General features: G+C 42.8%; 19 protein-coding genes. 18 read left to right on the plus strand and 1 reads right to left on the minus strand.

Features of this window, described 5'->3' with window-relative positions; translation table 11 throughout:
• Positions 1–42 precede the first annotated feature (42 nt).
• From HWE15_RS14220 to HWE15_RS14305, 18 genes are all read left to right on the plus strand, one after another.
• Positions 43–354, plus strand: coding sequence for an alpha/beta hydrolase-fold protein (locus HWE15_RS14220; protein WP_290508213.1), 312 nt, complete (start codon positions 43–45; stop codon positions 352–354).
• 161 nt (positions 355–515) lie between these two features.
• Positions 516–1,157, plus strand: a complete 642-nt coding sequence (locus HWE15_RS14225; protein WP_290508214.1) for a DUF2306 domain-containing protein — start codon at positions 516–518, stop codon at positions 1,155–1,157.
• A gap of 492 nt (positions 1,158–1,649) precedes the next feature.
• Positions 1,650–2,507, plus strand: coding sequence for a DUF6090 family protein (locus tag HWE15_RS14230; RefSeq protein ID WP_290508215.1), 858 nt, complete (start codon positions 1,650–1,652; stop codon positions 2,505–2,507).
• Between the two features lie 201 nt (positions 2,508–2,708).
• Positions 2,709–3,074 carry a VOC family protein gene (locus HWE15_RS14235; RefSeq protein WP_290508216.1) on the plus strand — a complete coding sequence of 122 codons (366 nt, stop codon included), beginning with the start codon at positions 2,709–2,711 and terminating at the stop codon, positions 3,072–3,074.
• A gap of 66 nt (positions 3,075–3,140) precedes the next feature.
• Entirely contained in the window at positions 3,141–4,586 is a 1,446-nt protein-coding gene (locus tag HWE15_RS14240; RefSeq protein ID WP_290508217.1) for a S41 family peptidase, read from the plus strand.
• 210 nt (positions 4,587–4,796) lie between these two features.
• The gene (locus HWE15_RS14245; RefSeq protein ID WP_290508218.1) at positions 4,797–5,156 is read left to right on the plus strand and encodes a hypothetical protein; all 360 of its coding nucleotides are present in this window, start codon (positions 4,797–4,799) and stop codon (positions 5,154–5,156) included.
• A gap of 22 nt (positions 5,157–5,178) precedes the next feature.
• On the plus strand, positions 5,179–10,086 hold the full coding sequence (locus tag HWE15_RS14250; RefSeq protein WP_290508219.1) for a 2-oxoacid:acceptor oxidoreductase family protein: 4,908 nt from the start codon (positions 5,179–5,181) through the stop codon (positions 10,084–10,086).
• A 5-nt stretch (positions 10,087–10,091) separates the two neighbouring features.
• Entirely contained in the window at positions 10,092–11,423 is a 1,332-nt protein-coding gene (gene rsxC / locus HWE15_RS14255; protein WP_290508220.1) for an electron transport complex subunit RsxC, read from the plus strand.
• A complete protein-coding gene (locus tag HWE15_RS14260; protein WP_290508221.1) occupies positions 11,423–12,436 on the plus strand; it encodes an RnfABCDGE type electron transport complex subunit D in 1,014 nt (337 codons plus the stop codon). Before rsxC ends, HWE15_RS14260 begins: the two co-directional genes overlap by 1 nt.
• Positions 12,433–13,110, plus strand: a complete 678-nt coding sequence (locus HWE15_RS14265) for an FMN-binding protein (RefSeq protein WP_290508222.1) — start codon at positions 12,433–12,435, stop codon at positions 13,108–13,110. The genes HWE15_RS14260 and HWE15_RS14265 overlap by 4 nt, the downstream gene beginning before the upstream one ends.
• Positions 13,103–13,726 (plus strand): electron transport complex subunit RsxE, encoded by a 624-nt coding sequence (gene rsxE / locus HWE15_RS14270; protein WP_290508223.1) that lies wholly within the window; start codon positions 13,103–13,105, stop codon positions 13,724–13,726. The genes HWE15_RS14265 and rsxE overlap by 8 nt, the downstream gene beginning before the upstream one ends.
• The gene (locus tag HWE15_RS14275; protein WP_290508224.1) at positions 13,723–14,307 is read left to right on the plus strand and encodes an RnfABCDGE type electron transport complex subunit A; all 585 of its coding nucleotides are present in this window, start codon (positions 13,723–13,725) and stop codon (positions 14,305–14,307) included. Before rsxE ends, HWE15_RS14275 begins: the two co-directional genes overlap by 4 nt.
• A 10-nt stretch (positions 14,308–14,317) precedes the next feature.
• Positions 14,318–14,506, plus strand: coding sequence for a hypothetical protein (locus tag HWE15_RS14280; protein WP_290508225.1), 189 nt, complete (start codon positions 14,318–14,320; stop codon positions 14,504–14,506).
• A gap of 4 nt (positions 14,507–14,510) precedes the next feature.
• Complete coding sequence (locus HWE15_RS14285; RefSeq protein WP_290508226.1) at positions 14,511–15,368, plus strand: ferredoxin-NADP reductase; 858 nt, start codon at positions 14,511–14,513, stop codon at positions 15,366–15,368.
• Between the two features lie 11 nt (positions 15,369–15,379).
• Positions 15,380–16,246 (plus strand): RnfABCDGE type electron transport complex subunit B, encoded by an 867-nt coding sequence (locus HWE15_RS14290; RefSeq protein ID WP_290508227.1) that lies wholly within the window; start codon positions 15,380–15,382, stop codon positions 16,244–16,246.
• A 160-nt stretch (positions 16,247–16,406) separates the two neighbouring features.
• Positions 16,407–18,299 carry a 2-oxoacid:acceptor oxidoreductase subunit alpha gene (locus HWE15_RS14295; protein ID WP_290508228.1) on the plus strand — a complete coding sequence of 631 codons (1,893 nt, stop codon included), beginning with the start codon at positions 16,407–16,409 and terminating at the stop codon, positions 18,297–18,299.
• Positions 18,300–18,302: 3 nt separating this feature from the next.
• Positions 18,303–19,265, plus strand: coding sequence for a thiamine pyrophosphate-dependent enzyme (locus HWE15_RS14300; RefSeq protein WP_290508229.1), 963 nt, complete (start codon positions 18,303–18,305; stop codon positions 19,263–19,265).
• A 10-nt stretch (positions 19,266–19,275) separates the two neighbouring features.
• Entirely contained in the window at positions 19,276–21,429 is a 2,154-nt protein-coding gene (locus tag HWE15_RS14305) for a ferredoxin (RefSeq protein ID WP_290508230.1), read from the plus strand.
• Between the two features lie 94 nt (positions 21,430–21,523).
• On the opposite strand, the gene HWE15_RS14310 is transcribed toward HWE15_RS14305, so the two are convergent.
• Entirely contained in the window at positions 21,524–22,417 is an 894-nt protein-coding gene (locus tag HWE15_RS14310; protein WP_290508231.1) for a LysR family transcriptional regulator, read from the minus strand.
• Positions 22,418–22,420: the final 3 nt, after the last annotated feature.

Genomic DNA, 22,420 nt, shown 5'->3' on the forward strand with positions numbered 1-22,420 from the left:
CCCTAGTGAATAAGTATCCTATCCAATAAAAACAAGTTAACAATGAATAGAATTACGGTTATCATCATCCTGACCTGTATCCAAATATATTCAGTCTTTGGGCAGTCAGACTTTGATGTAAACATTAAATCTAAAGCACTTGAGGACGAATGGAAAATCAAAATTCATCTCCCCCAAGATTACAGTGAAGACAAGTTTTATCCGGTAATCTATATTACAGATGCCAATTCAGATAACTTTGAAATCGCTAGTAATTATATCGATATGTTATCTCTTCCCGATTATGATGTAATTCCAAAATGCATCCTTGTTGGCATAACTCAAAAGCAAAGATTAACAGAGCTCGACCCCTAAAAGTCACCTCATATAGAGTATTTGAAGACCAATCTAAAGCCTTAATAATCTTATATTCAAGAACTTTCGAAAACATGCGGGTTCATTTTTATAGAAGGAATTCCAAGAGAATTCCCTAAATTGTTTCAATCTGAAATTTTTACCCTCTTGAAAATCCTTTTATGCACCAATCAAATCTATTATCAACCCTAAAACCCAAAACCTATTCCGATTTGATTTTTGCATTGGTATGGGTTTTTATCATTCTCCTAGCATATCGCTTCATCATTGTTACAGCTCTTCCCTATTATGGATTAACAGAGGATGCCATGGGAAGATGGTGGGATTATAAATGGTCGCTTATTGGACACATTTCAGGAGGTATTTTGGCCCTTGTTATTGGTCCGTTTCAATTCTGGAAAGCATTTCGAAGTAAGTATCTAACTATTCACCGATGGATGGGTAGGATTTACATTACCGCGATTTTATTCAGCGTCATATCTGCTACTTTTTTGGCTTGGACAAGCGCCATTAATGCTGCTGAAATCAATTGGGCACTTGGACTACAAGGACTAGCTTTTGTTTGGTTTGTCACCACATTTATGGCCTACCTATCCATAAGAAGGAAACGAATCCAACAACATAAAGAGTGGATGATCAGAAGCTACGTGGTCACCTTTGCCTTTATAACATTCCGGATATTAAGTGACTCTCCAATCAATGAATATTTTGGAGTTGCTATTTCCGGCGCTACCTGGTTATGGGTTTCCTGGTCAATTCCCCTTTTGATTTCAGAGGTATTTATTAACTGGAACAAAAAATAATAGTTTCCAAGAGTTAGGATTTAAGGAATTTAGACGAGCTTATGTTGGGCTTGATCACTGCAATTGTATTTTCAGATGGCATCGTACTCTTTCCTAGATTTAACTCTATTACAGAAATAATAATAGAGATGATTTTGGCATTACTTATTCTCTGAAAAATTAATAATTCTATCACTCAAAGAAAGAAAGCATTTATTTGGGACACTTTTCCTTTAATTCAGCTAATCCCAAGTTTGATTTTAGCAATCGGCTTTAATTCTGAAATACGTCTTTATCTTATTTGAAATTTTTTTATTCGAAAAGAACGATTTAGCCATTAGCTAAAAAAGACCTTTCAGAAATAATTTTTTAACTTGTTGTAAATGAGGATTTTTGAATGAAATCTCAGTCAAAAACTCCAGTATTGGTTATTTGAGAGTCAAAAAAGCCCATAACGATACCAAAAGGGTACAGTAAAAAGTTTCGCTTCATTAAAGAGAGATATTTCCGCCAATGAGAGTCTTTAGAAAAATTAGGCAAATTTTCCTTTCTGAGAATCGATTCAGCAAATATATCCTATATGCCATTGGCGAAATCTTCCTTGTGGTCATTGGAATTTTAATCGCTTTGCAAATAAATACATGGAACGATAATCGAATAAAAAATGGTCAGGTTAAATCGTATGCCTTAAAATTAATCTCCGACCTTAGTCAAGACATTCAGGAAGTTAAGTTCATCAAGTGGGAGGCTGAAGCCGCCTATATCAGATTGGATAGTTTGATTAATTACACAAGGAACCTTAGCATAGAAGACTATAAAAATTTAGATTTTTACGTACTAACATACAATGCTCGCTATAGACCCTATTCCTGGAATCGCTCCTCATACGAAGAACTGAAATCTACAGGGATATTGGGCTATTTTGATAATGACAGTCTAGTAAACCGATTAGTCAAATATGAAGCTTTTACCAAGCATTTGGATGCAGATTACCTAGAGGACATTGAGTTGATAAGAGATGCCAATAAATTGATGCATAAGGCCGTAAACTTTAATTATAAAGGGAATCCTCTTTCGATTAGAAAAATTACAACGCCATACCAAGTTGATGAAGTAGAAATTATTGACTTCCATCAAGCTGATTTTTACGAAGAGTTGGAGCAACAGAGACTAGATTTTATAAACAGGGATAAAAAATTGCTGAATGAGATTATTAATTCATATGTGGATTTAAAATTTAACTTCAATACGAGATATAGTATTGAGTTACCGCGATTAATAAATGACGCAGAATCAATTATTAAGCTTTTGGAGAATGTTTATTTAATTGATGACATTGAAAATGGAAAAATTGAAAGGTACAAAATCTAAGTGTCATCAGAATTTGGGAAACGACCACTAATCAAATTAAGGACAAGTAAAGCCCAATCAATATGCTATGACTTAGAATAACAATTTTTAAAGTCAGAGATAATCAAGAGTTCTACAAACGATTAAATGAACTAGGACTAGTGAAATTGAAAAGCAAAGACACTGGAGTCAATTAATTTTTAAAATATCAAAAGAAGCATCATGGCATTTACACTCACTGATATCCACCCGAAATTACCCATGCGCAACAAGCAGATTACACGGGAATTTTACACCAAACAATTGGGGTTTAAAGAGTTTGGGCGTGCTGACTTTGATGACTACTTAATGATACAAAAAGACCGGATTCAAATCCATTTTTTTGAGTTTAAAGATCTGGATCCAACGCAGAATTATGGGCAAGTTTATATCAGAACTGATCATATTGAGGAATTATATCAATTCTTTTTGGAAAATAAGACTGAAATTCACCCAAACGGCAAATTGGAAATCAAACCCTGGGGACAAAAGGAATTTTCCATTCTTGATCCGGATTTCAATTTGTTGACCTTTGGGCAAGGTGTTTAATAAGGAAAAGTAGCATATTTCGAGTCAAAAGCCCCGTGGAATTTTTCAACTAACCTACCCTTTTCATTGAACAAGAAAGTCCTTCTTTTTGTCATTCTGATTTTCGCCCTTCTCGTTGGCTTTCTGACCTCTCTATCAGACCCAGCCCAAGACGACTCTTACAAATTCGTAGCTATCGATCATTATTTGACCAATCAGGAATTAGTTTCTGACATTGATTCCCTGGCAAAGCTGATAGAGCATATACATCCAAATCCCTATCGGTTTGTAGCAAAAAAGGATTTCTACTCCCAATTGGATTCGATAAAAGGTACACTTCCGGATAGTATGTCCACTTTGAATTTTTGGAGGTTGGTAGACCAAATCCTAATCCAAATAAATGATGCTCATTCTTATGTGGATGATCGCTTTGTTTTGACTGATTACATTAATAAGGAAAAGCTATTTTTACCCTTATCTGCTAAAATTCAATCCGAAAAAATAATCATTACCAAAAATGAGGACTTAGAACAGCTTCTTCCTGAGGGAATCGAAATCGAATCCATTAACGGGAAATCAGCAGAAGAAATCATTGAAGCCTTACTTACTCATGCAACCAAGGAAACTCCCTACCTAAAACGCCTTCAAGTCTCTGATGATTTTGGGTTTTACTTATGGAAAACCTACGACTGGGAATCAGAATTTAAAATTCATTTCAAGGATAAAAACTCAGCCACATTGGATTCAATTACCTTAAAGGGGATACCTTGGGAAAAAAGAAAAAAATCGTCCGCAGCAGAAAGGGATTCCTTCACTTTCAAATTTTTAAATAAATCGACCGGATATCTTAAGATCACCGATTTCAATGGTGATGAAGATGAGATTCTAACCTTTTACGAAGAATCATTTAATGCTATGAAGGAGGCAAATACCACCCATTTAATAATAGATTTTAGGGGACATCAAGGAGGTGCTGACAACTATGGAGAACATTTGGCTAAATACATTGCCCGTCAACCTTTTCGAAAATTATCCAAAGCCTATTGGAAGATTACACCTGAATTCAAAGAAGCATTTGACAGACGCTTTGTCCCCAAAGGTATACGGTGGTTCAAACCTATCTACTTGGTCAATGAATATTCCAGTGTGTTTTATGGAGCCAAACCTAATGAATTGATTACAGTCACTTATAAAATGAAAAAACCTCTTCCTGAAAAGGAACGATTCCTTGGGGAAGTTTACCTTATCACCGATCACCAAACTTTTTCAGCAGCCTCCATTTTTGCTGAAATGTTTAAGTATTTCAAAATGGGAAAAATAATTGGCCAACCCACAGGGAATTTGTATTCATTCAATGGATTTGCCTTGGTAAACCCAACCCTTCCTCATTCGAAAATATCCTTTCAGGTTTCATCCGTTTATAATATTGCCAATAACCAAGAGCAGGGATTACAATCAGTCGAACCTGATATTTTTATTGATCCCAAGGACGACCCAAATACTTACATCCTAGAAAACTTGATTAGAAATTAGAGCCAATAAAAATCAGCTTTTCTAATTTGGTTCCTGATTTTCACCGGAATCGAGCCAAGCCTACACTCCTTATTTTTTGGACTTCTGCTCACTATGAAAGAGTTAGCCTCCACCACCCCCTTTATATTTATCAGGAAAGTGGCTGACAATTATCATGTTTTGCTCATCGAGGAGATCATAACTTCATGACATTAACCTAACTCTACTGTCATGGAAAATCTCAAAAACCCCATACTTGATACGGCAGACCAATTTATTTCCGCTGCCAAAGAGGAATTATGCAAACCAGAGGAAGATGTAGTTCCTTACAGCGTATGCTGGAATGCCTACCGTGCGGTGACCAATTACCTCGGAAGCTTCCTCAATGAAAAAGGCAAGGAGTTCCAAGACAGTGACAACCTGGAAGACTTACTCAAGCAGTGCCGGGAAATAGACGGAAAGTTTCACGGCTTGAACCTTTCACCCATGTATCGACGAGCAGACACGGAAGATGTTTGGATGAACCTAGACATGGCCAATGATTTCATAGAAATGGCCGAAAATACCCGCAAGGTCATTTCGGGGGAATAATCACAAAGCAATCCACATTCTTATGAGCAAAATAACCAACCCCAAATACCCGGGGATTCGGGCAGCGCTTGACGGAAATACAGCCGCCATCATGTGCGAAAGAGAATCCTCAGATGCAGCTGGTGCTTATCCAATCACTCCCTCCACTCAAATGGGAGAATACTGGGCAGAAGAAGCTGCCAAAGGACATCTCAATATCTCCAACAAACCACTCATTTTCATTGAGCCGGAAGGGGAACATGCAGCGGCAGCAGTGACAGCTGGTCTCTCTATGACTGGACAGCGAGCGGCTAATTTTTCCTCGGGCCAAGGGATTGCCTACATGCACGAATCACTATATGCAGCAGTAGGTAAACGCCTCACTTATGTCTTGAATATCGGTGCCCGGGCCATGACTAAATCCACCCTCAATGTGCACGCAGGTCACGACGATTACCATGCGGTAGATGACACTGGATTTTTCCAAATGTTTGCCAAAAACGCACAGCATGTAGCTGATTTAAACATTTTGGCGCACCACATAGCTGAGTTGGCGCTGACTCCTGGAATTATTGCACAGGATGGATTTTTGACCACTCACTTGATCGAGAGCCTTTACCTACCGGAACGAGAACTAATCAAGGAATTTCTCGGTACTCCAGACGATATTATTGACACACCTACCCCAGCACAGCGAATCATTTTTGGGGAAAAGCGTAGGAGAATTCCGGAATTATGGGATGTAGATAATCCCGTGATGGCGGGAATCGTCCAAAACCAGGATTCCTACATGCAAAGTGTGGCTGCTCAACGCCCATTCTTCTTTGATCATATCAAATCCATTGCCGATAAGGCTTTTGATGACTATGCGGAATTAACCGGAAGGCAGTACCAACGGGTAATGACCTACAAGGCGGAAGATGCAGACTACCTCATTTTGGGTCAAGGAAGTTTGATTCCAAGTGCTGAAGCAGTAGCAGATTACCTCAGAGCCACCCGAAAAATCAAGGTTGGCGTAGTCAATTTGGTCATGTTCCGCCCTTTCCCATCTGATTTACTTTCCAAAGTCATCAAAGGGAAAAAAGGCGTAGTGGTATTGGAGCGAGTAGACCAACCCCTAGCAGAAGACCTTCCCATTGCCCGGGAATTACGGGCGGTAGTCTCCAAATGCTTGGAAAATGGTTTGTCAGACGGGAAAAAGCCATATCCAGATATAGAATCCTATCATCAGGCCAAAGACGTACCTCGAATCTATTCCGGTTCCTTCGGAATGGGAAGCCGGGACTTGCAGGCAGAAGGAATCATCGGTGCAGTAGAAAATATGTTGCCGGATGGGAAGCAAAAGAAGCTTTTCTACCTATCCATTGATTTTATCCGGGAAAATGCCTTTACCCCGAAGCAACGAGCCCATCAGGAAACAATTCTGGAGGCTTATCCCAATGTGAAAGACCTTGCCATCCGAGGATCGGAAAATCCGAACCTGATGCCGAAAGGGTCCACGACCGTACGCTTCCATTCCATTGGTGGTTGGGGAGCGATTACGACCGGGAAAAACCTGGCCATGACCCTCTATGACCTTCTCGGTTTTGATATCAAAGCCAATCCCAAATACGGGTCTGAGAAAAAAGGACAGCCAACCACTTATTACCTCGCTGCTGCTCCAGAACCGATTCGGATGAATTGCGAGTTTTACTTTGTGGATGTGGTACTATCACCGGATCCGAATGTCTTCAAGCATACCAATGCACTTGCAGGACTGAAGGAGGGAGGGGTCTTTATCATTCAAAGTGATAAACCCACTCCTGAGGAAGTTTGGGTAGATATTCCGAAGCGGTACCAACGACTGATCATCCAGAATAAAATCCGGGTTTTCTACATCGATGGCTTTAAAATCGCCCGAGAGGAAGCCACAGATCCTGAATTGCAACTTCGAATGCAGGGGATCGCTTTCCAAGGGGCATTTTTTGCAGCCTCTCCTTTGATGAAAACAGCAGGCTTGAATGAAAAAGAATTGTTGAAAGCCATCGAAGACCAGCTCCAGCATAAGTTTGGTGCCAAAGGTCAGCGTGTGGTAGACGACAATATGCGCGTCGTGAAGCGTGGATTTACAGAGGTGCATGAAATTTTGAATAAGGAAATTTCTACCAACACCAATGGACAGGCTGGAGAAAATGTAGGGATTCCACTTCCTAGAATGTTGAAGGATTTGCCCCAAAGCCAATCCAAATTGAGTGACATCCATCGATTCTGGGAACAAACCGGAAACTTCTACGCACAGGGAATGGGGAATGATAACCTCACTGATCCATTTATCGGACTGAGTGTTATGCCTGCCACTTCTGCGGTATTCCGGGATATGACAGGAATCCGATTTGAGCACCCCGAATGGGTGCCCAATAATTGTACGGCTTGCGGCAAATGTTATACAGTTTGTCCTGATACGGCCATACCAGGCTTGGTGAGTGACCTTAAAGATGTATTGGACACCGTAGTCAAGCGGGTTAAAAAGAACCGTGAAAATGTCACCCACCTAACGAAACTTGTACGCCCTTTGGAGGGTAAAGTCAGAACCTTGTTTAAAGAGGCTCCCAAAGAGCAAACGGTCAACCAACTCATTCATATCGCCATCGATGCCTTGATCGAAGAAAGCAAGGATAAAGCGGAAATGGTAGAAGAACTCGGCTGGTTCAAAGATGAATTGGGCGATTTCAAATTTGCCTTGACTCGGCCTTATTTTGACTTGCACGAAAAGAAATCTGCAAACTCTGGAGGCTTATTCAGCATCACCATCAACCCCAATACTTGTAAAGGTTGTAATGAGTGTATCAAGGTCTGCGAGGATGATGCGTTAGTATCAGTAATTCAGACGGAAGGATCCGTTGCCCGCTTAAGAAAAGACTGGGATATGTGGACAGATCTTCCTTCAACTCCTGAAAAATTCAACCGAATCGACAGCCTGGAAGAAAAAATTGGCCCATTAGAAACTATTCTCTTGAATAAGGATGCCTACCAGCACTTTGTAAGTGGGGATGGGGCATGTCTGGGATGTTCGGAAAAATCAGTGGTGCATTTATTTATCGCTACGATTGAATCCTTAATGCAGCCCCGCATTAAGAAACATCTGGAACAGCTGGAAGATCTGATTCAGAAATTAGAACAGCATATCCAAACGCGGCTTTTGGAAAGCATCAATATCAAGGATACAGATGCCATCCAACGAATTTTGAAAGAAGCCCACCACACCGATCTAACCATGTCTGGCATTGCCAGTAAGTTGGAGGCGGAAAGTGGCACGAAACCTATTGATCAGGATTGGCTAGCCGAGACGACCTTACTGATTTCCCAACTCAGAAAACTGAAATGGAAATATACAGAAGGAACCACGGGAAGAGGCCGTTCCTCTATGGGGATGACCAATGCGACGGGATGTACCTCTGTATGGGGTAGTACTTATCCTTACAACCCGTATCCATTCCCATGGGCCAACCACCTATTCCAGGATTCTACTTCCATGGCAATGGGGATTTTTGAAGGACACATGTCGAAAATGGCGGATGGTTTCAAAGCGATCCGAAAAGCAAATCTGATTCTGGAAGGCAAGTATCGAGCAGAGGAACATAATGACTTCTTTACCTATTTCAACTGGAAGCAATTTACAGATGAAGAGTGGTTGCTTTGCCCACCGGTGGTAGCCTTAGGAGGCGATGGAGCCATGTATGACATCGGCTTCCAAAACCTTTCCAGAATGATGGCCTCCGGAAAACCGATCAAAGTAATTGTCGTGGATACCCAGGTGTATTCCAATACGGGCGGACAAGCTTGTACTTCTGGATTCATCGGACAAGTTTCTGACATGGCCCAATACGGCAAGGTATGGAAAGGGAAGCCTGAGCCACGTAAAGAAATCGGACTGATTGCGATGGCACACCGAAATACCTATGTCATGCAGGGTACTCTGGCCAATACCAGTCACATGATCGAAGGATTTATCGATGGTTTGATGACCAAACGACCTGCCTTGTTCAACCTTTATACTACCTGTCAACCCGAACATGGAGTTGCAGATGATTTAGGTTCCCATCAAGCGAAGTTGGCTGTCGAATCCAGAGCCTATCCAATCTTCAGATACAATCCGGATTTAAGCGTAAAAATCCAAGAGGCACTTGACCTTTCTGGAAACCCTGCCATCGATCAGGATTGGCCTACCTATGAGCTGAAATATGTGGAGAATGGAGTCGAGAAAAGCATGGAAGTCCCTATGACCTTTGCGGATTTTGCATTGACAGAAGGCCGATTCAGAAAGCATTTCAGAAATGCTCCTCCGAATACCTGGAATGAAAATATGATCCTGCTCACCGAATTCTTGGATATGAGCGAGGAAGATCGGGAAGGCAAATTCCCATTCATCTGGGCAGTGGATAGAAAGAATCAATTGACCCGAGTGATTGTGGCAAAAACCATCGTCGAGTCCTGTGAAGAGCGAAGAGACTTCTGGATTTTGCTTCGAGATTTAGCAGGCACTAAACCTGAAGAACCAACACCAGATCTTGAAAGTAAAATACGGGCTGAGATCGTCGGAAAGCTTGCCCGAAAATTAGCACAGCTTGCCGGAGGGAATGGTACCAGTCTACCATCTGCAATGTTCGAGGAAAAAACAGAACAGGCAGTGACAACGCAGGAGGAAGCTCCAAAAAGCGAAACGGGGATGTCGGCATGGATTGAAACAGATGAGTGTACCTCTTGCAATGAGTGCATCAATTTGAATCCAAAGATTTTTGCCTACAACAAGGACAAAAAGGCCTATATCAAAGACGCTCAAGCGGGACCCTACCAAGATTTGGTATTGGCAGCTGAAAAATGCACCGCCCAGGTGATTCATCCCGGATTACCTGCCGATTCCTCAGGAAAAGACGTTGAAAAATGGATTAAAAGGGCTGAGAAATACAATTAAACAGCATGCTTACGATCAAGAAACATACATTTAAGCATGGTGTTCATCCTCCTGAAAACAAGGAGGAAACGAATAAACTTCCTATTCGGCAGTTTTCCTTTGCCCCGCTGATTATTCTTCCGGTTTCACAGCACATTGGCAAACCTTCCAAAATAATCGTTCGGGAGGGACAGGAAGTCATCCGAGGACAAAAGCTCACGGCTTCCGATGGGTTCCTATCGGTTCCGCTGCATTCACCTGCCAGTGGTGTCATTCGAAAAATCGCTAATGTGCCCACTCTATCTGGAAAGATGACAACAGGAATCTATTTGGAGCCCTTTCCTTCTTCCACCCAGGAGATTTTGGAAGGAAATCCAATTGATTTGGAAACAGCAAGCCCTGAGGAAATTCTTACAGGAATTCAGGAAGCAGGAATTGTTGGTTTGGGAGGCGCCGCTTTCCCAACGCATGCCAAATTAAAAATCCCGGAAGGAAAACATTGTGATACCCTGATCATCAACGGGATTGAATGTGAACCTTACCTGACCACAGACCATCGGGTGATGCTCGAACAACCGGATGATATTTTCACGGGGATCAAATACCTCATGAAGGCTACGGGAGCAAAGCGGACCATTATTGGCATTGAAGCCAATAAAAGAGATGCGGCAGAATTCTTAGCTAGCAAGCTAGACGGAACAGAGCCCATTTCAGTCCAGATGGTTCCTGTTAAATATCCCCAAGGAGCAGAAAAAATGTTGATTACTGCTCTCTTGGGCAAGGAAGTCCCCTCCGGAGGTTTGCCAATTGATGTACATGTCGTGGTGGTGAATGTGGCAACTACCGCAGAAATAGGTCGCTTGTTACCTCATGGTCGGGGCATTCAGGAACGCGTAATTACGATTACAGGACCGGGAGTAAAGAAAAAAGGAAATTACCTGATTCCAATAGGCACTCCGCTTCGCTATGTCTTGGAGGAAGTGGGAGTGGAAGACAGCATCAGTGAAGTTTATATGGGCGGACCCATGATGGGCGTGGCTGTAGGAAACCTGGACATTTCTATTGTCAAGGGGACTTCCGGAATTGTGGTTTTCAATGAAAAGCAAGTTCACCGCTCCGCCCAAGTCTACCCATGCATCAAATGTGGAGCCTGTGTGGATGCCTGTCCTTTGTCGCTAAATCCATCAAAATTGGGCATTCTAGCCAAATTTGAGAGCTATGATAAAATGGCAGAAGAATACCACCTCATGGACTGTTTTGAGTGTGGCTCCTGCTCCTTTGTCTGCCCTTCTCATATCCCGTTGGTTCAGTATTTCCGCTTATCCAAATCAATCATTCGTAAACGAAAATCTGCCTGATGTTTAAGCAAACACTACATATCAGCACATCGCCCCACCTCGTCAAAGGCAGCAGCGTCGAGGTGATTATGCGTAATGTGGTTTGGGCAATGCTGCCCACAGCGGCATTTTCGGTTTATGCCTTTGGATGGAATGCTGCCTTGGTATTAGTTACCTCCACTCTTTCCTGTGTTCTCACAGAACATGTCCTTTGTCGATTATCGGGAAAAAGAAGTACGGTTTCCGACTGGTCAGCAATTATCACAGGATTATTGTTGGGATTAACCCTTCCGCCGATTTTTCCGCTTTGGATGACCTTCCTAGGTGGAGTCATTGCGATTAGTGTCGGGAAATTTCTATTTGGAGGGCTTGGCTACAATGTATTTAATCCAGCTTTAGTTGGTAGAGCAGTGCTTCAGGGAGCTTTTCCTGTAGCCATTACGACTTGGTATGACGGATTTGGAGCTGATCGTTTTACAACCATCAATAGCTCCTTGTTTGCAGCTCCCTTTATGAAGCCGGTAGTAGATGGCGTTTCCGGGGCTACTCCGCTTTCAGCTTTCAAATTTGATGGGGTTGTCGCTAATACTGCGGATCTAGCATTTGGCTTCGTCAGTGGATCTGCCGGAGAGACCAGTGCGATCCTTATTCTTCTTGGTGGAATATATCTGGTTGCTCGAAATTTCATGAATTGGAGAATCCCGGTATCTATCATCGCAACGGTATTCCTATTGAGTGGAATCTTCTACTGGATTGATCCCTCCAAATACCCATCTCCATTATTCATGCTCTTTTCTGGAGGGTTGATGTTAGGTGCGGTCTTTATGGCCACAGATATGGTGGCCTCTCCAATCACAAAATGGGGAGTCATGGTTTATGGAGCTATTATAGGTACCCTTATCGTAGTCATCCGTATTTGGGGAGGGCTACCAGAAGGGGTTATGTATGCGATCTTATTGGGAAATGCGATATCCCCTCATATCGATCGATTGATTCGCTATCGGGTTTATGGAACTTCACTAAAATCATCATGAGCGATTCTAAGACCATAACCCCTCCTTCCAATAGCTTTAAAATGCTTCGAGCCATGGCTGGTATTGGTATTTTGTGTGGACTATTGATTGTCTTTACCTATGAAGGCACCTTGCCTCGGATCGAATTATTGCGAGCGGAAGCGCTCAAAGAAGCGATTTTTAAAGTGGTTCCCGGTATTACTCAAATGCAACCTTTCGCTTATAAAAACAACGCTTTTGTTCCGGCGGAAGAAAGCGACCCGGATGTAGTCTATGCCGGGTATGATAGCGAGGGAAATTTCAAAGGGGTAGCCATTGTGGCTACAGGGCAAGGTTATGCAGACGTCATCAAAGTCATTTATGGCTATGCCCCTGAGCAAGAGCAGGTGGTCGGATTCTATGTTTTAGAAAGCAAGGAAACTCCAGGGCTTGGTGACAAAATCGAGAAAGACCCCACCTTTTTGGAAAATTTCACTGCAATGGATGTGGCTTTAAATCCTGATAAATCGGGATTAGAAAACCGGGTCATTACAGTAAAAAAGGGGACCAAAACCCATTCATGGGAAGTGGACGGAATCAGCGGGGCAACCATTTCCTCAAGAGCCATTGGAGAAATCATTAACCAAAGCGCTTCGGAATGGGCGCCGCTTATTTACCAAAACAAAACAGCTTTTAAATCCATCAAAAATGAATAAGGAGCTAAGCAATACAACCTCCTCCACGGATGAGTTTATCAAAGGCTTGTGGAAAGAGAACCCGGTATTTGTACAGGTACTGGGGATGTGCCCGGTATTAGCGGTTTCTAATACGGCCATCAATGCCCTTGCCATGGGCTTGGCTACGGCTTTTGTGTTAATCATGTCCAACAGTTTGGTTTCCCTACTTCGAAATTTTATCCCCAAGGAAGTCCGCATTGCATCCTACATTCTGATCATCGCAACGTTTGTGACGATTATAGACTATGCCATCCAAGCCATCAGTGTGGACCTCCATAAAAACTTGGGTGCCTTTATCTCATTGATCGTTGTGAACTGTCTGATTCTTAGCCGTGCGGAGGCCTTTGCTTCCAAAAACACGCTTGGAAAATCCATCCTTGATGCCTTGGGAATGGGATTGGGATTCACCTTGGGATTGGTCAGTCTCGGGCTTGTCAGGGAAATCCTGGGAAGTGGAGCTGTATTTGGAATCCCAATTATGCCTGACACCTTTCAGGAATGGGTCATCATGATTCTACCGGCCGGAGGCTTTTTCACGCTAGCTGCCTGGTTATTGGTTTTCAACCTTTACAAACAAAAACGAAACGCCTTATGAATCAGGAATCATTCAGCCAGATATTCATCAATGCCGCCTTGGTCAACAACTTTGTGCTGGCCTATTTCCTTGGAATTTGTCCCTTCTTAGGGGTTTCGGGAAAAATCGATACGGCAGGAAAAATGGGTGGCGCCGTCACCTTTGTGATGCTGATAAGCTCCATGTGTGCTTACGGCATTCATGCCTTCTTGGAAGCCATTGATGCTCCGTTTCTCCAATTGATCAGCTACATCGTAGTCATCGCCTCCACGGTACAATTGGTGGAGATGTTTGTCAAGAAAATGAGCCCTGCACTGTTTCAGGCACTGGGGATTTTCTTACCCTTGATCACGACCAACTGTGCTATCCTAGGTTTAGCTTTATTCCAGACCAATAAGGGGTATGATTTCTTTCAAAGCGTCACCTATGCATTTGGAGCCGGAACCGGCTTTACGCTCGCCCTGCTGTTGATGGCTGGATTGCGAGAACAGTTGGATTTCGCAGAAGTACCTAAAGTCATTCGAGGAACCGTCCTGACCTTAGTGGCAGCGGGGATTTTATCCTTGGCATTTATGGGTTTTTCAGGATTGGGCAGTAATTAAAAGAAGAATAATGTTGATCAAATACGCAATCGGAATACTGGGAATTACAGGCTTAATGATCGCCTGGGTTCTAGTCCAATATCTCTGGCGATTGGCCTTTATGGATAAAAATTCCTCCGAAGACGTGCTTGCCGGTAGAGGAGACTGTGGCAATTGTGGTTGTGGCACGCAATGTCAACTAAAAACGACTAAAAAATAAGAAAATGGCACATTTATCAGATTATGACACCCGCAGGCAACACACAGCCACCGTGAAATCATCTCGGAGACTTACCCCCGAGGATACTCAAGAAATCCGGGAATTAGTTTTAGAAGTCAACGACCCTTCATTTCACTGTGAAATCGATCAAAGCTTTGGTGTATTGATTCAAACACACGATGATTTTGGAAATACCCAGCATCACCGCTTGTACAGTGTTGCTGATTTACCCAAAAAAGTGAAAGGCAAAACTTGGGTTACCCTATTGGTGAAGCGGTGCAATTATGTGGATCCCTTTAGCGGAGAACTTCAATATGGGATTGCCTCTAATTACTTATGCGACCGAAAAGAAGGAGATCAGATCACGATTACCGGTCCTTTTGGCTTGGCCTTTTCTGTACCCGAGAATCGCGAAGCTAATCTAATCCTCATTGGGATGGGAACTGGAATCGCACCTTTTAGAGCCTTTATTAAACACATTTATACCAACATTAAGGACTGGAAGGGAAGAATACGGCTATTCTATGGAGCTAAGACTGGGTTGGAATTGCTCTACCAAAATGAGCTCGATGATGACCTGACCAGTTATTACGATCAAAAGACCTTTCAAGCCATCCATGCTCTTAGCCCTAGACCTGTTTGGAATGACGTCATGACCTTAAATGAATCCATTGAGGAGCGATCTGAGGAAATCCTCGAAATGCTATCCAATCTGAATACCTACATCTATGTCGCAGGCCACGAAAAAGTAAAGGAAGGTTTGGACGAAGTATTCAGCAAAATGATGGGTTCAAAGGAAAAATGGGAAACCCGAAAAGCTGAACTTATTGCCGGTAAAAAATGGGCTGAAATTATCTATTAGGAAAAAAGGAAATGTCAATCGTCATCGCAGTTTTAGCACTTGGTGGACTCACCCTCGCACTTGCCCTTCTCTTAGTGGTGGCAAATAAAAAACTTTATGTCTATGAGGATGAGCGGATCAATGTGGTAGAAGATATGCTGCCCCATGCGAATTGTGGTGCCTGTGGTTTTCCGGGATGTCGTCCTTTTGCCGAGGCATTGGTTGCAGGAAAAGTTCTACCGGGGAAATGTACAGTCAGTTCTCCCGAAGGCCGAGAAGCGATTGGTGATTTTCTGGGAATTTCTGTGGGGAATGAAGAAAAGAAAGTCGCTCGTTTGGCCTGTGGAGGAGGAACTAATGTAGCCCGAAATAAAGCCACTTACGAAGGTCTGGAAAGTTGCCAAGCAGCAGCCTTGGTCAGTGGTGGAGGAAAAGGGTGTTTTTGGGGATGCTTGGGCTTGGGAGACTGTCAAAAAGTTTGCGATTTCGATGCTATTCATCTAAATGAATATTCCCTTCCTGTAGTAGACCTGGATAAATGTACTGCCTGCGGAGACTGTGTAGAGGTATGTCCCAAGGACCTGTTTTCACTACAGCCTATCAGTCATCAACTTTGGGTAAACTGCAAAAACCTAGAAAAAGGAGATGAGATTCTGGAAGACTGTCAGGTCGCTTGTACAGCTTGCGGTCGCTGTGCCATGGATGCCCCCGGAGACCTTATTGTCATTGAAAATAACCTGCCCGTAATCAATTATTCCCTCGCTCATAAAACACAAGAGCCTATCCAACGCTGTCCTACTGGGGCTATCGTTTGGCTCGATCCAAAATTAGGCATCGTCAAAGGAAGGGAAAGCAGTAAAATAATCAGAAAAGGAGACCGTGAGCCAGGTTTTTCCTAATCCTGCTCAAAAACGATTTTTATTTTCACTATTGATATTCAAGGGTTTAAAAGACCTAGTCTTGGCTATTAAACCTGACTTTTATCTAGCCATTAACTGATTTCGGTCAATAAAATCCAGGGTAATTTTTTTTTACTTACTCTGGATAAAACTATTGGCCATGATCAGTAATCCAGCAAGTCAGCCTTCCGAAACAAATCGATTTGAAAGGACCAAAATCAAAGAAGCCGTAATTGAAATTGTCAGTGACTCAGGTGAGGGCGCACAAAAATGCGGTCAGAGCTTGGGCGCCATTTCTGCCAAGATGGGGAATGGTGTATGGACAGTGGAAATTATTCCGGCAGAAATCCAACCTCCCGCACGATCCAAGGCAGGAGCCTCGGGAATCCGTGTCAGAATGGGTAGCAACAAAATCACCAACATGGGCGACCATGCCGATTTGGTAGTAGCGCTCAATGAACAAGTGCTCTATGGGCGGATTGACCAGAATGCCTATAAACCAGGCACCTATCTCCTAATTGAAAACAAATGGGCAACTCATACCGAAGAAACCGCCATTGCTTACAAGGAATCTATTGAGCATTTCACGGAGTTAGGCTATCACATTTTTGAAATTCCCATGGAAAAGGAATGCCTAAAGCACGTGAGCGATGCCAAAAAAGGGAAGAATATGTGGGTGCTTGGCCTTCTCTGTAATCTTTACGATCGGGATTTGGAAATTGCAGCGAATCAGGTCAAATATATTTTCAGAAAAAAGGATGAAAAGATCATCCAAAGCAACCTTGATTTACTTTATGCTGGGTATGAATATGCCAATGAAAACTTCCCCATGCATTTTACCATCCCGAGTAAATTAAGTGAGGAAGATTATGTGGTAATGAATGGGAACGAAGCGATCAGCCTGGGAGTCATGGCAGCAGGCATTGAAGTATGCTCCATGTATCCAATTACACCCGCCACTTCGGCTACGCACGCGATGGCTGAAACCATTGAATCCGCAGGAGGAATCATCCATCAAGCAGAGGATGAAATTGCTGCGATTGGTTTTGCTGTCGGGTCATCCTATGCAGGAAAAACGGCTGTAACCATTACATCCGGCCCGGGTATTGCCCTCAAAACAGAATTTATAGGCTTAGCTGTTATGGCAGAAATTCCTCTTGTGATCATTGATGTGCAGCGAGGAGGACCTTCTACCGGATTACCAACTAAAGTGGAGCAGGGGGATTTATTAGCAGTGCTATATGGTGCTCCCGGCGATTCCCCAAAAGTAATTATTGCACCCTCTACGATCGAAGAGTGTTTTCATTTTGTCATCCTTGCCAGGAAACTGGCCGAATCCTTCCGAACCCCTGTTTTTGTATTAACCGATGCGAATTTAGCGACAGGAGTCCAGCCTTTCCCGCGTCCGAAAATTAAACCCGAATGGTTTGCAGGGCCTATTGATCAAAGCCCGTGGAAAGATGGCGTCAAGGTGTATGATTGGGACAAAAACACCGGAATTAGCAAAAGACCCATCCCTGGACAAAAAGGAGGGATGTACACCTTAACAGGACTTGCTCATGATGAAGACAGTCATGTAGCCTATGATCCGGCGATCAATCAACGCGCTGTGGAAAGTAGAAGTCGCAAGTTGGCGGCCTTGCGGGAGACACTTAAGCCCCCAACAATTCATGGTGAAGAAGAAGGGGATTTGTTATTGGTAGGATGGGGCTCTACCCGAGGTGCGATTGAAGAAGCTGCTGAACGTGCCAGAGAAAAAGGCGCCAAAGTCAGCAGTATCCATCTCCGCTTTTTGAGTCCGATGGAGCCAGGTCTGAAGGATATCTTCAGCAAATTTAAGAAAGTGATGACCGTAGAAATCAACTACAGCGATACGGTTGGAAATCCTTTGATCACGGAGGAAAACAGGCGGTATTCCCAATTGGCCTGGTATCTGAGAGCGCAGACGCTTACTGACATTGATTGCTTAAGCAATGTTTACGGACAACCCATGAGCCCGATTCAGATTTTACAAAGGCTCGAGAAAGAACTCAACTTAACCTTAATCGATTAGACCATGATCTCTTTTCAACCAGATTTTTGTGAAATCGCACTTCCGGAAGAAGGGCATTACAGCATTGAAGATTATGGAAGCAGTAAAGCGCGATGGTGCTCGGGCTGCGGCGCTCATACCATATTGCATTCGGTACAAAAGCTTTGTGAAGATGAGCAGCTTCCTCCAGAAAAAACCGTATTTGTTTCGGGAATTGGTTGTAGTAGCCGTTTTCCACACTATATGAAGACTTATGGTTTTCATGGCTTGCATGGTAGAGCTTTGCCCGTTGCAAGTGGGGTAAAATTTCGAAGACCTGATTTGAATGTTTTTGTCATCACAGGAGATGGGGACTGCTGTTCCATCGGAGCTGGTCACTGGGTGCATGGCATACGCTACAATATGAAAATGGTGGTTTTGCTATTTGACAACTCCATCTACGGATTGACTAAAAAACAAACATCACCAACCAGTCCTTTGGGAACCCACTCGAACACCCATCCTAGAGGTTCGGTCATTCCTCCCATCAATCCTATCCAGTCCACCTTGGGCTTCCCGAATGTCTCCTTTGTGGCCCAAACAGTTGATTGGAAACCTGCCCACTTAAATGCAACTCTGAAAAAGGCTTTTGATCATCCTGGGTTGGCTTTTGTACGCATTGTGCAACGCTGTCCGATTTGGATGCGGGATACCTACGAACCCACAGTAAAAGACCCCAATGCCCTCACCTTGTTGGATCATGAGGATGGTATTTTGTTGGATGAAAAAGCCAAAAGTACCTTCCGCCACATCCAAGAGCATGATCCTAGCAACTTAATCAAAGCTCGGGAAGTAGCGGAATTGGTGAAAGAAACGACTCCAATTGGATTGTTTTATCAGAATAAAAACGCCATCCGATACGATGAATATGGAGCCCATAATCTCGGAATTTCCGTTGAAGAGCGAATGGGGGCAATCAATACACTCATGGATCGATACGCCATTTAATAGAAGGGTTATGAACGAACAAATCACAAATAAGGAAATCCAGGATCATCTACCCTTCGTTTGGGAAAAAAGAAATCCTGCTCCTGAAGCAGAAATGCAGGCATTTTGGAAAAAATTACGCCATTTCTATCGAACAGGTGTATTACCGGAGGACTTTGAAAAAAGACCGGTGAGCGCAGCTTTGTATGATTTATTGGAGGAAAATGCGACATCAGACTACCCATTCACGCTAAAAGAAAAAAATGGGAAAAGCCGTTCCATTGAGTGGAGCCCTAGTACCCCATTTCAATTCTTAGATGATGCGGTTTCCAACCACCATCAAGGCAATCGTCGAGCCTTTACCTCCCGATTGACCGAATTAATTGCGGGCCTGAACGAGCTTTTGCAAATCGAGGATACACAATCCGAAGAGGAATCCCTGAAAAACACTTTTGACTTTGCCGATGAGCTCATTGCCTTTGACAAAATGGTCAACCTTTTACCACGTGGTCCAAAAACCGACCTTTCCGAAAAACGACTCCTTCGACTTACGGAGGTGATTTCTACGCTTCAAAAAGGCTTAAATCATTACAAGGAAAATGAAGGCATCGTGATTTTGGAACCTCAATGGAAAGAATGGATTTCCAATGAAAACCTACTCCGGAATTCTCAGGTAATTGAATCAAAAGGAGACCTGTTTGAAGAAGGCCTGTCCATTTTTAGTCAGGAAGTAAACACCTTTGTGGATTTGATCAAGGCGTTTCGAATCGCATCGCTTGAGATTTCGGATGAATTCAAAGAAGAAATTCATGATGAATATTTTGAGCATTTTACCTGGTATCGATTGTCCAAAGAAGAACTACTCTTATTCCACCCTATCCTGCTGATTGTAGACAAGGGATACCTATTCGAACATTTAGCTTCCTTTTCGAGGCTTTTATCCTCCAATAGGCCCATTAAGGTGATGGTTTTGAACCAAGAACTCATCACTGCTCCCGATAAGCAACTCACTTGGGAAGATGCCTCCCGGCAATACAAGCAGGAAATTGCTTCCTTGGCTATCGCTCATCGTAATGTCTCGGTATTTCAAAGTAGCCTAGATGACCCTAATTTTATTCAGGATGGAATCCAAAAATTCCTGAAGTCTACCTCACCTAGCATTTGCTATTTATCCATCCCTGAATCAAAAAAACTAGATGGAAAAGATCCAATGCTCGTAATGAAGGCAGAAAATGCAGGCCGATATTTCCCTAAAATCAGCTTTGATCCAACGGTAAAGGATTCTGATGGGAAAAAATTCGATCTCTCTCAAAATATCCAAGCAAGCAAATCTTGGCCAATATATAGCCTTCTCGCAAAAGGAAGTGATGGGACTGAAGAAGAATGGGAAATGGAATTCACCTATGCAGACTACAAGGCCATTTTTCCGGAAAAAGCCCAAGAATTGATGCTCGTGCCTGCTCAATTTGAAACCGATCATTTAGTGCCTTTGAGCAACTACTTACAACTCGAAGAAGCTGATTTGTACGGTAAAATCCCTTTTATCTGGTTAAAGGATGAACAGGGTCAATTACACCGCGGGGCCATTCCTAATGTGTGGGTGGTTTCCTGTCAGGAACGTCTGGATTTTTGGAACCAATTAAGAGAATTGGCTGGAATAGTTGGTGGTTCTGGAGATGGAAAAACCGCTACGGGCGATGGATCAATCGCAGGAGAGGAGGCTAGTCCTTCACCTGAAATTAACCGTGAGCAATTATTGAAAGACCTCCAGGAGGAAGCGATTTCAGTAGCCGCTCAACGTCTTATTTCTGTCTTATTAGATGATGAAGAATTCCACTTTGATGAGGCAGCTTTGACCGAGGAAACTCCCTTAAAAACCGAAGCCTCCGGAGAACAAGAAGAGGTTACCACTCAAGAAGAAGTCAGTCCAAATCAAGTCGCCGGTCCTTGGGTGGAAACAGAGAATTGTACCTCCTGCAATGAGTGCGTGGATAAATACCCCAAGTTGTTCAAGTACAACAAGGATAAACAAGCCTATATAGATGATCCTTCAAAAGGAACTTTTGAAGAATTGGTCAAAGCGGCAGAAAAATGCCCCGCAGCTTGCATTCATCCTGGAATGCCTTTAAATCCCAAAGAACCAAACTTGGACAAGTTGATTAAACGAGCTGAAAAATTTAACTAAATGGAAGTTTGAAAATCCTGAAATTAAATTTTCCGGAAAACAGGGGAATATTCTTAGTATTTGTCGACTTAATTCGAAAACCAAAAATCCAGCATCATTCAAAATCCAGATACCATTTAAAAAACTTTTCCTGAATTTTAATCTTCTCCTTGCGAACGTAATCAAGGTACGCATTTGCCACAGGAGAGAGCTTTTTATCCTTTAGCCAAATTAGTCTCCAGTCCGTTTTAAGGGGAAGGTCGCGCTTTCGAATAATCTTTAAGGAGCCTTCAATCAATTCACTTTTAATGCCTATCAGTGGTAAGATAGAATGACCTATTCCTGCTATCACAGCTTGCTTTACAGCCTCATTGGAAGTCAATTCAATTTGTTTCCGCTTGCTTCCTTTCTTATCAAAATATTGCTCCATCACCCGGCGAGTTGCCGAACCCTCTTCCCGATAAATGAGCGTTTTATTCTTGGAATGATTTTCCGGGTTTCCTACCATGTACAATTTATTCTCTATTAAAAAAACCTCCTCTACCTCCACTTCTTCCGGAAGAACTGATACCACCGCAAAATCGAGTTCATTATTCTTAAGACTTTCTACCACTTTGGATTTGTTTGTGACATCAAGCGACAAGTCGATTCCCTTGTGTGCGTCAAGAAATCCAGTTAAGAAATACGGTATTACATACTTCCCCGTCGAAGCAACCGAAATCCGGAGTCGGCCAGTATAGATTCCCTCATATTCCTTGGTTTTATATTTTAAAGCTTCTAGCTCATCAAAGATCCGTTTGGCAATTTCGGCTACTTCATAACCGAATTCAGTTACATAGAGCTGCCTTCCAACAATTTCGGTAAGTGGAAATTTAAACTGATTTTGAAAGTTTTTTAACTGTATGGATACTGCCGGCTGAGTCATAAACAGCTCTTCAGATGCTTTGGTAATGCTCTCTGTTTCAATCACTTTTAGAAAGACCCGCAATTGGTTGATAGTGTAATTCATATA

The organism is Algoriphagus sp., assembly GCF_013373065.1.
Classification (GTDB): Bacteria; Bacteroidota; Bacteroidia; order Cytophagales; family Cyclobacteriaceae; genus Algoriphagus.

Coding starts and splice junctions, on each gene's coding strand:
- rsxC (WP_290508220.1), top strand. CDS start 10,092: ATGCTTACGATCAAGAAACATACATTTAAGCATGGTGTTCATCCTCCT.
- HWE15_RS14310 (WP_290508231.1), bottom strand. CDS start 22,417: ATGAATTACACTATCAACCAATTGCGGGTCTTTCTAAAAGTGATTGAA.
- HWE15_RS14250 (WP_290508219.1), top strand. CDS start 5,179: ATGAGCAAAATAACCAACCCCAAATACCCGGGGATTCGGGCAGCGCTT.
- HWE15_RS14245 (WP_290508218.1), top strand. CDS start 4,797: ATGGAAAATCTCAAAAACCCCATACTTGATACGGCAGACCAATTTATT.
- HWE15_RS14230 (WP_290508215.1), top strand. CDS start 1,650: ATGAGAGTCTTTAGAAAAATTAGGCAAATTTTCCTTTCTGAGAATCGA.
- rsxE (WP_290508223.1), top strand. CDS start 13,103: ATGAATAAGGAGCTAAGCAATACAACCTCCTCCACGGATGAGTTTATC.
- HWE15_RS14275 (WP_290508224.1), top strand. CDS start 13,723: ATGAATCAGGAATCATTCAGCCAGATATTCATCAATGCCGCCTTGGTC.
- HWE15_RS14295 (WP_290508228.1), top strand. CDS start 16,407: ATGATCAGTAATCCAGCAAGTCAGCCTTCCGAAACAAATCGATTTGAA.
- HWE15_RS14220 (WP_290508213.1), top strand. CDS start 43: ATGAATAGAATTACGGTTATCATCATCCTGACCTGTATCCAAATATAT.
- HWE15_RS14235 (WP_290508216.1), top strand. CDS start 2,709: ATGGCATTTACACTCACTGATATCCACCCGAAATTACCCATGCGCAAC.
- HWE15_RS14305 (WP_290508230.1), top strand. CDS start 19,276: ATGAACGAACAAATCACAAATAAGGAAATCCAGGATCATCTACCCTTC.
- HWE15_RS14300 (WP_290508229.1), top strand. CDS start 18,303: ATGATCTCTTTTCAACCAGATTTTTGTGAAATCGCACTTCCGGAAGAA.
- HWE15_RS14290 (WP_290508227.1), top strand. CDS start 15,380: ATGTCAATCGTCATCGCAGTTTTAGCACTTGGTGGACTCACCCTCGCA.
- HWE15_RS14265 (WP_290508222.1), top strand. CDS start 12,433: ATGAGCGATTCTAAGACCATAACCCCTCCTTCCAATAGCTTTAAAATG.
- HWE15_RS14225 (WP_290508214.1), top strand. CDS start 516: ATGCACCAATCAAATCTATTATCAACCCTAAAACCCAAAACCTATTCC.
- HWE15_RS14260 (WP_290508221.1), top strand. CDS start 11,423: ATGTTTAAGCAAACACTACATATCAGCACATCGCCCCACCTCGTCAAA.
- HWE15_RS14280 (WP_290508225.1), top strand. CDS start 14,318: ATGTTGATCAAATACGCAATCGGAATACTGGGAATTACAGGCTTAATG.
- HWE15_RS14285 (WP_290508226.1), top strand. CDS start 14,511: ATGGCACATTTATCAGATTATGACACCCGCAGGCAACACACAGCCACC.